11 protein-coding genes are annotated in these 14,301 nt (G+C 75.5%); 4 read left to right on the top strand and 7 right to left on the bottom strand.

Annotation, left to right across the window (positions count from 1 at the left end; genetic code table 11):
- Window positions 1-15: 15 nt before the first annotated feature.
- From ACFY3U_RS00460 to ACFY3U_RS00485, 6 genes are all read right to left on the bottom strand, one after another.
- A complete protein-coding gene (locus ACFY3U_RS00460) occupies window positions 16-279 on the bottom strand; it encodes a monovalent cation/H+ antiporter complex subunit F (RefSeq protein ID WP_387192500.1) in 264 nt (87 codons plus the stop codon).
- On the bottom strand, window positions 276-848 hold the full coding sequence (locus tag ACFY3U_RS00465) for a Na+/H+ antiporter subunit E (RefSeq protein ID WP_387192503.1): 573 nt from the start codon (window positions 846-848) through the stop codon (window positions 276-278). Before ACFY3U_RS00465 ends, ACFY3U_RS00460 begins: the two co-directional genes overlap by 4 nt.
- Entirely contained in the window at window positions 845-2,350 is a 1,506-nt protein-coding gene (locus ACFY3U_RS00470) for a Na+/H+ antiporter subunit D (protein ID WP_387192506.1), read from the bottom strand. The genes ACFY3U_RS00465 and ACFY3U_RS00470 overlap by 4 nt, the downstream gene beginning before the upstream one ends.
- Entirely contained in the window at window positions 2,347-2,823 is a 477-nt protein-coding gene (locus ACFY3U_RS00475) for a Na(+)/H(+) antiporter subunit C (RefSeq protein ID WP_387192508.1), read from the bottom strand. The genes ACFY3U_RS00470 and ACFY3U_RS00475 overlap by 4 nt, the downstream gene beginning before the upstream one ends.
- Complete coding sequence (locus ACFY3U_RS00480) at window positions 2,820-5,651, bottom strand: Na+/H+ antiporter subunit A (protein ID WP_387192511.1); 2,832 nt, start codon at window positions 5,649-5,651, stop codon at window positions 2,820-2,822. Before ACFY3U_RS00480 ends, ACFY3U_RS00475 begins: the two co-directional genes overlap by 4 nt.
- A gap of 127 nt (window positions 5,652-5,778) precedes the next feature.
- A complete protein-coding gene (locus ACFY3U_RS00485) occupies window positions 5,779-6,159 on the bottom strand; it encodes a hypothetical protein (RefSeq protein WP_387192514.1) in 381 nt (126 codons plus the stop codon).
- 218 nt (window positions 6,160-6,377) lie between these two features.
- Here ACFY3U_RS00485 and ACFY3U_RS00490 point away from each other — a divergent pair, with 218 nt between their 5' ends.
- Window positions 6,378-11,201, top strand: a complete 4,824-nt coding sequence (locus tag ACFY3U_RS00490) for a DEAD/DEAH box helicase (protein ID WP_387194068.1) — start codon at window positions 6,378-6,380, stop codon at window positions 11,199-11,201.
- A gap of 57 nt (window positions 11,202-11,258) precedes the next feature.
- Here ACFY3U_RS00490 and ACFY3U_RS00495 read toward each other — a convergent pair whose 3' ends face one another.
- On the bottom strand, window positions 11,259-11,810 hold the full coding sequence (locus tag ACFY3U_RS00495; protein ID WP_387192517.1) for a hypothetical protein: 552 nt from the start codon (window positions 11,808-11,810) through the stop codon (window positions 11,259-11,261).
- A 94-nt stretch (window positions 11,811-11,904) separates the two neighbouring features.
- Here ACFY3U_RS00495 and ACFY3U_RS00500 point away from each other — a divergent pair, with 94 nt between their 5' ends.
- The 3 genes from ACFY3U_RS00500 to ACFY3U_RS00510 all read left to right on the top strand — a co-directional run bounded on the left by ACFY3U_RS00500 (window position 11,905) and on the right by ACFY3U_RS00510 (window position 14,180).
- A complete protein-coding gene (locus ACFY3U_RS00500) occupies window positions 11,905-12,726 on the top strand; it encodes an S-adenosyl-l-methionine hydroxide adenosyltransferase family protein (protein ID WP_387192520.1) in 822 nt (273 codons plus the stop codon).
- Window positions 12,727-12,770: 44 nt separating this feature from the next.
- On the top strand, window positions 12,771-13,013 hold the full coding sequence (locus ACFY3U_RS00505; protein ID WP_387192523.1) for a CPCC family cysteine-rich protein: 243 nt from the start codon (window positions 12,771-12,773) through the stop codon (window positions 13,011-13,013).
- Between the two features lie 240 nt (window positions 13,014-13,253).
- Window positions 13,254-14,180, top strand: coding sequence for a zinc finger domain-containing protein (locus tag ACFY3U_RS00510; protein WP_387192526.1), 927 nt, complete (start codon window positions 13,254-13,256; stop codon window positions 14,178-14,180).
- The last annotated feature ends 121 nt before the right edge of the window (window positions 14,181-14,301 follow it).

The following is a 14,301-nucleotide window of genomic DNA, read 5'->3' on the forward strand; positions in this document are numbered from 1 at the left end:
GCTCACTCCTCGCGCTCACGATTCTTCCCGCACGGCGAAGCGGACCAGGGCGACCGAGCCGACGAAGCCGAGCAGGGAGAGCACCACCAGCACCGGCAGGGAGGTGGCGTGCCGGTTCACCGCCGCCTCCGCGCCGACCGCGCCGAGCATGGTGGCCAGCAGCAGGTCGGCGGCGATCACCCGGTCCAGCAGCGACGGGCCGCGGTAGATCCGGACCAGGGCGAGCAGCGCGGTGACCGAGAGCAGCACGGTCAGGGTGACGGCGAGGACGGTGGTCACGAGGGCCTCCGGTCGGTGGACGGACGGGTGAGTTGGCGCAGCTCGTCGGGGGAGCCGACGGCCCGGACGATGCGCGCCTCGACGGCGAGCACCCGGGCCCTGCTGTCGGTGACGTCGGCCGGGCCGCGTACGTCGAGCACGTGCACGTAGAGCACCGCGTCGTCCCGGTCCACCTCGATGATCAGGGTGCCCGGCACCAGCGAGAGCAGCTCGGCGGTGAGCGCCAGGTTCAGGTCGGTGCGGACCCGCATCGGCACCGCGACGATCGCTCCCCGGGGGCGGTACCCGGGGCGGATCGCGATCACGGCGACGTGGATGCTCGCGCTGACCAGCTCCGCGACGAAGCTGCCGGCCAGCACCAGCAGCCCGCGCGGGCGCAGCCGGCCGCCGAAGGAGACCGGCGGCAGCGGGAAGAACAGCAGCACCGCGCCGCCGACCAGGACCCCGCCGATGAGGTTGCCGAGGGTGAAGTCGCCCCAGAGCAGGTTCCAGACCAGCACCAGCCAGGCGAGCGCGACCGCCTGGTCGCGGCGGCGGCCGTACCGGCCGGGAGGCGGGGGCCCGCTCACGGCGTCCCGTCCGGGTAGACCGCGCGGACGTACGGGGTGCGCTGGCGCAGGTCGGCGGCCGCGTCGGCGGTGACCCGGAACAGCGGGCCGGCGGCCAGGGTGAGGGCCAGGCCCAGCACCACCAGGGCGGCGGTGGCCCCGACCATCAGGGTGGGCAGCCGGACGAGCGGTTCGTCGGTGGCGATCCGGGGCGCCCGCCAGAACGCGATGTTCCACACCCGGGAGGCGGCGTACAGGGTGAGCAGGCTGGTCACCGTGCCGGCGGCGACCAGCGTCCAGGGCAGCGGGCCGCCGCTGGCGACGCCGGCCTCGAGCAGGCCGACCTTGCCCAGGAAGCCGGAGAACGGTGGGATCCCGGCGAGGTTCATCGCCGGTACGAAGAACAGCACCCCGAGCAGCGGTGCGACCCGGGCCAGCCCGCCGAGCCGACGCAGGTCGGTGCTGCCGGCCCGCTCCTCCACCAGACCGGCGACCAGGAAGAGCGTGGTCTGGACGGTGATGTGGTGGACGACGTAGAAGATCGCGCCGGAGAGCCCGGCGGCGGTGCTCAACGCCACCCCGAAGATCATGTAGCCGATGTGGCTGACCAGCGTGAACGAGAACAGCCGCTTCATGTCCGACTGGGCCACCGCGCCGAGCACGCCGACCAGCATGGTCAGCCCGGCCACCACCATCAGCAGGCCGGAGACCTGCCCACCGGGGAACAGCAGCGTCTCGGTCCGGATGATCGCGTAGACGCCGACCTTGGTGAGCAGGCCGGCGAAGACCGCGGTGACCGGGGCCGGCGCGGTGGGGTAGCTGTCCGGCAGCCAGGCCGACAGCGGGAAGACCGCCGCCTTGACCCCGAAGGCGAGCAGCAGGGTCAGCTGCAACGCCAGCCGTACGCCGTCGGGCAGCGCGTCGAGGCGGCCGGCCAGCTGGGCCAGGTTGAGGGTGCCGGTGGCCGCGTACACCAGGCCCACCGCGGTCAGGAAGATCATCGAGGAGAGCAGGCTGACCAGCACGTACGTGGAACCGTTGCGGATCCGGTCCACGGTGCCGCCCAGGGTGATCAGCACGAAGCTGGCGGCCAGCAGGATCTCGAAGCCGACGAACAGGTTGAACAGGTCACCGGCCAGGAAGGCGTTGCTGATGCCGGCGGCCAGCACCAGGTAGGTCGGGTGGAAGATGCTCACCGGCGCCGACTCGCTGGTCTCGCCCTGCCCCTGGCCGATCGAGTAGAGCAGCACGCAGAGGATCACCGCGGAGGAGACCACCAGCATCAGCGCGGCCAACTGGTCGGCCACCAGCACGATCCCCACCGGCGGGGCCCAGCCGCCCACCCGCACCACCTGCGGCCCGTGCCGGTACGCCTCGGTCAGCAGCACCGCCGACACCACCAGGTTGCCGGTCAGGCAGACCACGCTGGCCGTCCGCTGCACGGCGGGCCAGCGGACCAGGATCAGGGTCAGCGCGGCGCCGAGCAGCGGCAGCACCACCGGCAGCGGCACCAGCTGTCTCACCCGGCACCGCCCGACCGGCGCGGTCGCCGGGGTGCCGGCTGCGGGTCCACCTGCTCCGGGTCGTCGCCCGGCCCCTCCCCGCCGAGGTCGCGGCTGCCCACCTCGTTGCGCGCGGCCAGCCGGATGATCTGCTGGTCCTCCAGGTCGTCCTGCACCTCGTCGTCCCCGGTCAGGTACCAGCTGCGGTACGCCACGGCGGCCAGGAACGCGGTCAACCCAAAGGTGATCACGATGGCGGTGAGCACCATGGCCTGCGGCAGCGGGTCGCTGAAGTCGCCGACCGGGCCGGAGCCCACCAGCGGGGCGCCGCCGGAGCGCCCGGCCACCAGCAGGAGCAGGTTCACCCCGTTGCCGAGCAGGATGACGCCGAGCAGGATCCGGGTGAGGCTGCGCTCCAGCAGCAGCGTCACCCCGGTGGCGGCCAGTACGCCCACGGCGAGCACCAGCACCAGGGTCGGCCCGCCGCCGGTCACCGGTCCCCCTCGGCATCCACGACCAGCCCGCGCTGGGACTTGCCGGCGGCCTCGATGTGCCGGTCCACCTCGGCGCCGAGGCTGCGCAGCACGTCCAGCACCAGCCCGACCACCACCAGGTAGACGCCCATGTCGAAGAAGAGCGAGGTCACCACGTACGGGCCGCCGAGGCCGGGCAGCGGCAGGTTCACCTTGGTGCTGGACAGCACGTCCGCGCCGGACAGCAGCGCCACCACGCCCGAGCCGACCGAGAGCGCCAACCCAACGCCGAGGATGGTGCCGGCGCCCACCGGCGCGGACTCGGCCAGCTCGTACCGGCCGCCGGCGAGGTAGCGCAGCGCGAGCGCCAGCCCGGCGACCAGGCCGCCGGAGAAGCCGCCGCCGGGCGCGTTGTGCCCGGAGAAGAGCAGGAACAGGGAGAACAGCACGACGGTGTGGAAGATCAGCCGGGTGACCACCTCGAAGACGATCGACCGGCGTCGCTCCCGCAGGGTGGCCCCGCCGCGCAGCCAGACCGGCCGGGCGTCGCGTCCGGGCCGGGCGGGTTCCGCGCGTCGGGGTCGCGGGCCGGTGCGGGACCGCTCGAAGATCAGGCTGGCCACGCCGGTGGCGGCCACCACCAGCACGGAGATCTCGCCCATGGTGTCCCAGGCCCGGATGTCCACCAGGGTCACGTTGACCACGTTGCGGCCGTACCCCTGGGTGAGCGCGAGGTCTCCGAACGCGGCGGAGATCGGCGTGGCGGTCCGCGCGCCGGCCGCGACCAGGGCCAGACCGGCGAGCACCACCCCGACGCCGAGCCCGATCAGCCGGCGGACCCAGCGGCTGCGGCGCAACGGGCGGGCCGAGAAGCGTTCCGGCAGCCGGCGCAGCACCAGCACGAACACCGCGATGGTCGTCGTCTCCACCAGGAACTGGGTCAGCGCCAGGTCCGGCGCGCCGTGCAGCACGAAGAGCATCGCGGTGCCGTAGCCGGTCACCCCGACCAGCAGCATCGCGGTCAGCCGCCGGCGGGCGGACACCGCGAACACCGCCGCGACGGCGATCACCAGGCCGACCACCAGCTGCACCGGGGTGTCCCAGAGGGCGATCCGTTCCTGCCAGGGGCGGGTGGTCAGCAGCGCGCCGCCGGGCACCACCACCAGGACCAGCAGCACCGTGCCGAGGTACTGCGGCAGCGAGCCACGCTGGGTGGCGCCGGTGACCTCGATCGCGAACCGGTCGAACTGGTGGGTGGTCCACTCGTACCCCTGGTTGCCGCCCACCGGGAAGCGGAGCCGAGCCAGCGCGGGGGCGAGCGGGCCGCGCACCGCGTGCAGCACCGCGCCGCCGGCCAGCGCGAGGGCGGAGAGGCCGAGCGCGGGGGTCGGGCCGTGCCAGAGCGCCAGCTTCTCGTGCGGCGGCCCGAAGAGCTCCGCGTACGGCCGCAGCAGGCCGTCCAGCCCGGCGACGGTGAGGCCGGCGACCAGGCCGCCCACCGCGAGCAGCGCCGGCGGCAGCAGCATCGGCACGGGCACCGGCGCCACCTCCGTGGCGGGCTTCCCCGCCCGGGTGCCGAAGGCGCCCCAGACGAACCGGATGCTGTACGCCACGGTCAGCGCGGTCCCGGCGACCAGCCCGGCCAGCACCACCGGTCGCTCGGCCAAGGCGGTGAAGACGGCCTCCTTGGCCACGAAGCCGAGCAGCGGCGGGATCCCCGCCATCGACGCGGCGGCCAGGATCGCCACCCCGGCCAGCACCGGCGCGCGCCGTCCGACCCCGGAGAGCTCCCGCAGGTCGCGGGTGCCGACGTCGTGGTCGATGGCGCCGACCACCAGGAACAGCGCGGCCTTGAACAGCGCGTGCGCCAGCAGCATCACCACCCCGGCGAGCGCGGCGTCCGCGGTGCCGGCGCCGATCACCACCGCGAGCAGGCCGAGCTGGCTGACCGTGCCGTACGCCAGCAGCAGCTTCAGGTCGCACTGCCGCAGCGCCGCCCAGCCGCCGGCCAGCATGGTCGCCACGCCGAGGGTGAGCACCACCGGTCGCCACGGGCCGACGGTGGCGAGCACCGGGGCGGTCAGGCCGATCAGGTACACCCCGGCCTTCACCATGGCCGCCGCGTGCAGGTACGCGCTGACCGGAGTCGGCGCGGCCATCGCCACCGGCAGCCACGAGCTGAACGGCAGGATCGCCGACTTGGCCAGCGCGCCGGCCAGGATCAGCAGCACCGCGACCACCAGCGTGCCGCCGCCGGGCAGCGGCGCGCCGGCGATCTGAGACCACCGGTACGTCCCGGCGTGCCCGCCGAGGATCAGGAAGCCGACCAACATGGCCAGCCCGCCGACGGTGGTCACGGTCAGCGCCTGGGCGGCCGCCCAGCGGCTGGCGCGCCGCTCGGTGCTGTGCCCGATCAGCAGGTAGGAGAAGACCGTGGTCAGCTCCCAGAAGACGTAGAGCAGCAGCAGGTCGTCGGCGAGCACCAGGCCGAGCATCGCCCCGGCGAAGGCGACCAGCACCGCCACGAAACGGGCCAGTCCCACCGATCCCCGGTCGAAGTACCGGGCACAGTAGACCAGGACCAGCGCGCCGACCCCGCCGACCAGCAGGGTCATCAGCCAGGACAGCGTCGTCATCCGCAACGCCACGTCCAGGCCGAGCTGACCGATCCACGGGTACGTCTCGACGACCGCGCCGCCGGAGCGGACCGTCGGGGTGCGGGCCACCGCCCAGCCGACGGCGGCGGCCGGCACGAGTGCCAGCGGGTAGCAGGCGCGCGGGCCCCACCAGCGCACCAGCAGCGGCGCGACGAGCGCGGCCACCAGGTGCAGGAGCAGCAGTGCGAGCACGCGTCCTCCCCGTCGAGCTGGCGGCGCGCGCCGGTTCGGATTGTCCCGGCCAGCACCGATCAGACGCCAGATTGGGCGACGACGAGTGGTTTTTCCGGAAATAGCCGAGGAGTCGGATGGCTCCGGGTCAGCGGAGCGCGGCCTCGCCGGCGGCCACCGGGCGGGCGACCAGGGCCGGGTGCGTCTCGACCAGCAGGTCAGGCCGGCCGAGCTGGCGGGCCGTCTTGTCGGCCACCCGCTGGGCGGCGGCGAGCGACCGCACCGAGAGCAGGTTTCCCCGACTCTCCCGCCGGAGCACGAAGTAGTGCACGGCGACCCGCACCTGGCCCCGGTCGGCCGCGCTGGCCTGGGCGGTGCAGGCCACCAGCTCTCGCAGGCAGCGGGCGACCCGCTCGGCGAGCTCCAGCTCGGGGCCGCGCAGCGTGGCGCGCAGCGTGGCGAGGTGACTGTCGACCTTGCGGATGAGCACGTCGGTGCCGGGCTCGAAGCCGTGCCCCTCGACGATCATCCGCCCTCCTCCACCCGACGCTGCGTTCCGGGTGAAGTTACTTTATGTTGCGGGGCGCAAGCAAGCAGTTAAGTAAGACTTAACGCGTCAAGTGGCACTTCCATCCCCTAAGACCCCGCAGCCGGACAGAACCGCGCCGGCCCCGACCGAATGTCGGACCGCCGGGGCAGGATGGGTGCGTGACGAAGCGGGTGAGCGAGCCGGACGCGGCGCGGGTGATGGCGGGCTTCGGCTCGGCGACCCGCGAGTGGTTCGGTGCCGCCTTCGCGGCGCCCACCCCGGCGCAGACGGGCGCCTGGCGTTCGGTGGCCGCCGGGCGCAACGCCCTGGTGGTGGCGCCGACCGGTTCCGGCAAGACGCTGGCCGCCTTCCTGTGGTCGCTCGACCGGCTGGCCAAGGAGCCGCCGCCGACCGAGGCCCGGCAGCGCTGCCGGGTGCTCTACGTCAGCCCGCTCAAGGCCCTGGCCGTCGACGTCGAGCGCAACCTGCGCGCCCCGCTGGCCGGCATCCGGCAGGCGGCCACCCGGCTCGGCGTCGCCCCGCCGGACATCACCGTCGGCATGCGCACCGGCGACACCCCGGCCGACGAGCGGCGCGCCTTCGCCCGCACCCCGCCGGACATCCTCATCACCACCCCCGAGTCGCTGTTCCTGCTGCTCACCTCCGCCGCGCGGGATTCGCTGCGCGGCGTCGAGACGGTGATCGTCGACGAGGTGCACGCGGTCGCCGGCACCAAGCGCGGCGCCCACCTAGCGCTCTCCCTGGAGCGGCTGGACGCGCTGCTGGAGCGGCCGGCGCAGCGGATCGGCCTGTCCGCCACCGTGCGTCCGATCGACGCGTGCGCCCGCTTCCTCGGCGGCGCCCGGGCGGTCGACGTGGTCCAGCCGGCCACCGCCAAGACGATCGAGGTCAGCGTCCAGGTCCCGGTGGAGGACATGACCCGCCTCGACGAGACCGAGCACCCGCCGGAGGACGACCTGGGCGGCCCCGGCCCGCGCCGGGCGTCCATCTGGCCGGCCGTCGAGGAGCGGGTGCTCGCGCTGATCCGGGCGCACCGCTCGACCATCGTCTTCACCAACTCGCGGCGCAGCGCCGAGCGCCTCTGCGCCCGGCTCAACGAGCTGGCCGCCGAGGAGATCGCCGCCGCGAGCACCCTCGACGCCGCGCCGCCGGGCGGGGGCCGGGAGGACGCGGAGGCCCTCGACGGCACGTCGCCGGGCGGGGGCCGGGAGGACGCGGGCGGGCGCGACCGCGCCCCGTCGAGCGGGCGCGTGGTCGACGGCGGTGAGTCGGTGGGCGTACCGGAGAGGGTGCCGGGGGACGACGGCCCGGCGGTCGCCGACGAAGGCTCGGCCGGGGACGGGCCCGGGCGGAGCGCGGACGCAGCCGGCGGCCCGGTGGGCGGCCGGCGCGGCGCGGACGCCTGGGGTGGGCCGGTCGGGCCGGTCCGGGTCAACCGGCCGCCGGCGCAGGTGATGGCCCAGTCCGGGGCGGCCGGCGGCGCGCCACCGGTGATCGCACGCGCCCACCACGGCAGCGTCTCCCGCGAGGAGCGCAAGCAGATCGAGGAGGCGCTCAAGTCGGGTCAGCTGCCCGCCGTGGTGGCCACCTCCAGCCTGGAGCTGGGCATCGACATGGGCGCGGTCGACCTGGTGGTGCAGATCGAGGCGCCGCCCAGCGTGGCCGCCGGCCTGCAACGGGTCGGCCGGGCCGGGCACCAGGTGGGCGCGGTCTCCCGGGGCGTGGTCTTCCCCAAGCACCGCGGCGACCTGCTCTCCTGCACGGTGGTGGCCGAGCGGATGGCCGAGGGCGCGATCGAGGAGCTGCACTACCCGCGCAACCCGCTGGACGTGCTGGCCCAGCAGATCGTCGCGATGGTCGCGCTGGAGCCGTGGCGGCTCGGCGACCTGGCGGTGCTGGTCCGGCGGGCGGCGCCCTTCGCGGAGCTGCCCGACTCGGCGCTGCACGCGGTGCTCGACATGCTCTCCGGGCGCTACCCGTCGACCGCGTTCGCCGAGCTGCGACCCCGGCTGGTGTGGGATCGCGCGACCGACGAGCTCACCGGCCGGCCGGGCGCCCAGCGGCTGGCGGTGACCAGCGGGGGCACCATTCCCGACCGGGGCATGTTCGGGGTCTTCCTGGCCGGCGCCGAACGGGCCGCCCGGGTCGGCGAGCTGGACGAAGAGATGGTCTACGAGTCCCGGGTGGGCGACGTGTTCCTGCTCGGCTCGTCGTCCTGGCGGATCGAGGAGATCACCCCCGACCGGGTGCTGGTCACCCCCGCCCCCGGCCAGGCCGCCCGGATGCCGTTCTGGAAGGGCGACCAGCTGGGCCGCCCGGTCGAGCTGGGCCGGGCCATCGGAGCCCGGGTCAGGGCGCTGGTCCGCTCCGACGACGAGCAGGCGCTCGGGGCGCTGCGGGCCGGCGGGCTGGACGACTGGGCCGCCGGCAACCTGATGGCGTACCTGCGCGACCAGCAGGCGGCCACCCGGTCCCTGCCGGACGACCGGACGGTGCTCGTCGAGCGGTTCCGTGACGAGCTGGGCGACTGGCGGTTGGCCGTGCACAGCGTGCTGGGCGCCCGGGTGAACGGGCCATGGGCGCTGGCCATCGGCCGCCGGCTGGCCGAGCGGTACGGGGTGGACGCGCAGGTGATGCCCTCCGACGACGGCATCGTGGTCCGGCTGCCGGACACCGCGGACGAGCCGGCCGGCGCCGACGTGGTGGTCTTCGAGCCCGACGAGATCGCGCAACTGGTCGAGGAGTCGGTCGGCACCTCCGCGCTGTTCGCGTCCCGATTCCGGGAGTGCGCCGCCCGGTCGCTGCTGCTGCCCCGCCGCGACCCGCGCCGCCGCCAGCCGCTCTGGCAGCAGCGCCAGCGCGCCGCCCAGCTGCTCGACGTCGCCCGCGAGTACGCCGACTTCCCGGTCACCCTGGAGGCCGCCCGGGAGTGCCTGCAGGACGTCTTCGACCAGCCGGCCCTGGCCGGGCTGATGCGCGACCTGGCCAGCCGCAAGGTGCGCCTGGTCGAGGTGCAGACCGAGCGGCCCTCGCCGTTCGCCCGGTCGCTGCTGTTCGGCTACGTCGGCGCGTTCCTCTACGAGGGCGACGCGCCGCTGGCCGAGCGCCGTGCCGCCGCGCTCGCGCTGGATTCCGCCCTGCTCGGCGAGCTGCTCGGCCGGGTCGACCTGCGGGAGCTGCTCGACCCGACGGTGCTCGCCGAGACTGAGCGGCAGCTGCGCTGGTCGACCGAGCAGCGCCGCCCGCGCGACGCGGAGGACGTGGTCGAGCTGCTGCGGGTGCTGGGCGACCTGTCCGAGGCGGAGCTGGCCGAGCGGGGCGCTCCGGTGGCCTGGCTGGAGGAGTTGGCGGCGGCCCGCCGGGTGCTGCGGGTCCGGATCGCCGGCGAGGAGCGCTGGGTGGGCGTCGAGGACGCGGCCCGGCTGCGCGACGCGCTCGGCGTGGCGTTGCCGGTCGGGGTCGCGGAGGCGTACCTGGCGCCGGTGGCCGACCCGCTCGGTGACCTGGTCGCCCGGTACGCCCGCACCCACGGTCCGTTCGCGGCCTCGACGGCGGCGGCCCGCTTCGGGCTGGGGGTCTTCGTGGTGGAGCAGGCGCTGCGCCGGCTGGCCGCCACCGGCCGGGTGGTCTCCGGCGAGTTCGCACCGGACACCGTGGGCACCCAGTGGTGCGACGCCGAGGTGCTGCGGCTGCTGCGCCGCCGGTCGCTGGCCGCGCTGCGCAAGGAGATCGAGCCGGTGCCGCCCGCGGCGCTCGCCGCGTTCCTGCCCCGCTGGCAGCAGGTCGGCTCGTCCGCCCGGGGGGTGGAGGCGCTGGCCGCCACCCTGGAGCAGCTGCAGGGCGCGGCGGTGCCGGCGTCCGCGCTGGAACGGCTGGTGCTGCCGGCCCGGGTGGCCGACTACTCCCCCGCCCAGCTCGACGAGCTGTGCGCCAGCGGCGAGGTGCTGTGGGCCGGCTCGGGGGCGATCTCCGGCGGCGACGGCTGGCTCACCCTGGCGTACGCGGACACCGCACCGCTGCTGCTGCCCCCGCCGGACGAGGCGCTGAGCCCGACCCCGTTGCACACCGCGGTGCTCGACGCGCTCGCCGACGGGCAGGCGCTGTTCTTCCGGTCGCTGTCCGACCGGGTGGGCGCCACCGACGACGCGGCCCTGACCGCGGCGCTGTGGGACCTGGTCTGGGCCGGGCACCTGACCAACGACACGCTCGCCCCGCTGCGCGCGGTGCTCGGCGGCGGCGGCGCGCACCGGGCCCGCACGGGCACCGCCCCGCGCACCCGGTACCGCCGGCCGGGCCGGGTGGCGCTGCCCAGCCGGGGCGGCCCGCCCACGGTGGCCGGCCGCTGGTCTCGGCTGCCGGAGCGCGACCTCGACCCGACCCGGCGGGCCGCCGCGCTCGCCGACCTGCTGCTGGAACGGCACGGCGTGGTGACCCGGGGCGCGGTGATGGCGGAGCAGGTGGTCGGCGGCTTCGCCGCGGTCTACCCGGTGCTGTCCGCGTTGGAGGAGCGCGGTGCGGCCCGGCGCGGCTACTTCGTCGAGGGGTTGGGCGCCGCCCAGTTCGCGGTGCCCGGCGCGGTGGACCGGATCCGGGCGCTCGCCGACCCCGCCGACGGGCGCGGGCGGGGCGGGCCGACGGTGGTGCTCGCCGCCACCGACCCGGCCAACCCGTACGGGGCGGCGCTGCCCTGGCCGGAGCGGGTGGTCGACTCCGGGGACGGGGCGGCCCCGGCGACCGGCCACCGGGCCGGGCGCAAGGCCGGCGCGCTGGTCGTGCTGGTCGGCGGCGACCTGGTGCTCTATGTCGAGCGGGGCGGCCGGACGATCCTCTCCTTCACCGACGACACCGACGCGCTGACCGCGGCCGGCAAGGCGCTCGCCGACGCGGTGCACTCCGGCGCCCTGGGCGCGATGTCGGTGGAGCGCGCGGACGGCGAGGCGGTGCACTCCTCGCCGCTGCGCGACGCGCTGACCGCCGCCGGCTTCCGGGCCACCCCGCGCGGCCTGCGGCTGCGCGGCTGACCAGCGCCACGGCCGACCGAGCGGCCGGCCCGGGTGCGGCGGGCGGCGGGCGGCGGGTCAGCCGAGCTTGGCCAGGATGTCGTTGTAGCGCTTCTGCTCCGCCACCGGCGTCCGGGTGCCCAGGTAGTTGAGCACCACGGCCCCCTTGCGGTACGCCTCCTTACCCCAGATGTCGGTCTGGTTGGTGGCGAGCGCCTCGTCCGGGAAGACGTACACCGCGACGGCGTCGGTGATCAGCAGCTGGGCGCAGCCCACGCCGAGCCCGTTCGGGCCGCAGTCGGCGGACCGGTCCCGCCGGTTGGCTGCCTTCAGGCCGCCGGCGGCGAACGCGTCGACCACCTTGGCCGCGGCGGGCGCGCCACTGGCCTTGGTGGGCAGCACGTACGGCGGGGTGGACGGGCTCTCGGTGGCCGCCGCCGGCCGGCCGCCCTTGGCGGTGGCGGCGGGCTCCTTGGCCGGGGCGGCCGGGCTGGTGGCCGGCGCCCGCTGCTTGCCGTCAGCCCAGGAGCCGCCGTCCCGCTCGTCGGCGGCGTCGCTGCCGCAACCGGGAAGGGCGAGCGCGAGGGCGAGGACGGCGAGTGTCCACCGGACACGAGGGCGTTTCGTCACCCCGGCAGTCTGCCCGATCCGGGCCGGGCGCGGGCACCGGCCGGTCGGCCGATCGCCGCCGCGCGGGGCCGACCCGGCGGTTAGCCTTCCGGGCATGACCCCGACCGCCTGGATCTCCCTGACCACCGACTACGGCCTGACGGACGGTTTCGTGGCGGCCTGTCACGGCGTGATCGGGCGGATCGCCCCGGCGGTACGGGTGATCGACGTGACCCACCAGGTGCCGCCCGCGGACGTCCGGCGCGGCGCGACGGTGCTCGCCCAGACCGTGCCGCACCTGCCGTACGGGGTGCACGTCGCCGTCGTCGACCCGGGCGTCGGCACCGACCGGCGGGGCGTCGCCCTGGTCGCCCCCGGTGGGCTGCTGGTCGGGCCGGACAATGGCCTGCTGCTGCCCGCCGCCGCGGCGCTGGGCGGGGTGACCGCCGCGGTGGAGCTGACCAACCCGGACTGGCTGGCACCCACGGTGTCCCGCACCTTCCACGGCCGGGACGTGTTCGCCCCGGTCGCGTCCCGGCTGGCGCTCGGCGCCCCGGCGGCGCAGGCCGGCCCGGCGGTCGACCCGGCCGCCCTGGTGGAGCTGCCCCCGCCGGTGCTGCGCGGGGAAGCCGACGGCTTCACCGCCGAGGTGCTGACCGTGGACCACTTCGGAAACGTCCAGCTGGCCGCCGGCGCCGACCTGCTCGCCGGGCAGCCAGAAACGGCCACGGTGGACGGCCGGCCGGCCGTGGTCGGGGCCACCTTCGCCGACGTGCCGGCCGGGGCGCTGGTGCTGCTGGTCGACTCGGCCGACCGGCTCGCGGTGGCGGTGAACGGTGGCCGGGCGGCGGACCTGCTCGGGGTGGCCCCGGGCGACCTGGTGACGGTGCGGTCCGGGCGGCATCCGGCGGGTCGGGACGGGCGTTCCACTGGGTGAACGCCGGCACCGGCCGGGGACCGCCGGTGTGGAATGCTTCTGCGGTGGGTGAAGTCGAGGTTCCCGTCGCCTGTCCGTGCTGCGCCTCCCGCACCGGTGGGGGCACCTGCCCAGTCTGCTTCTGGACCGACGACGGCCAGTCCGACGCCGACGCGGACGTGGTGCGCGGCGGCCCGAACGGCGACCTCAGCCTCACCGCCGCCCGGTTGAACTTCGCCGTCTACGGCGCCAGCCACCCCCGCTACCAGGAGATGGTCCGCCCGCCGCGCCCCGACGAACGGCCCTGAGCCACCCATCGGGGCGCTGCCGCGAAGGTCAGCAGCGCGGCACCGAGCCGCCGTAGACCGCCGACACGTACGCGTGGCTGAGGTACTGCCCGGTGGCCAGCCGGACAGATCGGGTAGGACTGGCAAAGGTCATCTCATTCTCCTCAGAACGCGCTGATAGTCCTGTTTCCAGCAATCAGGGGGAAGTCCGGCTACACATGGCGACACACGCGAATCGACCCCGTAGGGCAGGATGGAGCGGTGCCCGAAGGTGACACCGTCTGGAACACCGCCCGCGTCCTGCACCGGGCGCTGGCCGGCAGTCGGCTCACCGGCAGTGACTTCCGGGTGCCCCAGCTGGCCACCACCGACCTGACCGGGTGGACCGTGCGCGAGTCGGCCAGCCGGGGCAAGCATCTGCTGCTCCGCCTGACCGCACCCGCCGACCGTGCGCCCACCGCCGGACCGGGCAACGGGCCCGCCGGGCGGTCGGGCGCCGGATCCGGTGACGGACCCGCCGGGCGACCGAGCGCCGACGAGGGGCGACCGGAGCCCGACGGGCGGCACTGGACGCTGCACTCGCACCTGCGGATGGACGGCGCCTGGCGGGCGTACGCGCCGGGTGAGCGGTGGAGCGGCCGGCCCGGGCACCTGATCCGGGTGGTGCTGCGCAGCGCAGGCGCGGTGGCCGTCGGTTACCACCTGCACGAGTTGGCCCTGGTGCCCACCGCCGAGGAGGAGTCGCTGGTCGGGCACCTCGGCCCCGACCTGCTCGGCGCCGACTGGGATCCGGCCGAGGCCGTCCGCCGGTTGGCCGCCGACCCGGACGTCACCGTCGGCGAGGCGCTGCTGGACCAGCGCAACCTGGCCGGGGTGGGCAACCTCTACAAGTGCGAGGTGCTGTTCCTGCGCGGCCTCTCGCCGTGGACGCCGGTCGGCGCGGTGCCCGACCTGACCGGCACGGTGACGCTGGCGCAGCGGTTGCTCGCCGCCAACCGGGGCCGGTGGACGCAGAGCACCACCGGCTCGCTGCACCGCGGGCAGACCAGCTACGTCTACGGGCGGCGGGCCCAACCCTGCCGCCGGTGCGGCACCGCCATCCGCAAGGAGGAGCTGGGCGAGCGGGTCACCTACTGGTGCCCGACCTGCCAGCCGGAGCGGCCGCCGGCCGGAGCGACGGCGGACTGAGCGCCACCCTCTCGGCTACCGGGACGACCCCGAAGATCCGGACGATTGGGTAATTCCTATCCGGCCGCGCAGGTCGCATGCTGCGGTTGAGTGCTCACCGTTCGTCATCGCCGGGCGCGCT

Source organism: Micromonospora sp. NPDC000089 (genome assembly GCF_042899365.1).
Lineage (GTDB): Bacteria > Actinomycetota > Actinomycetes > Mycobacteriales > Micromonosporaceae > Micromonospora.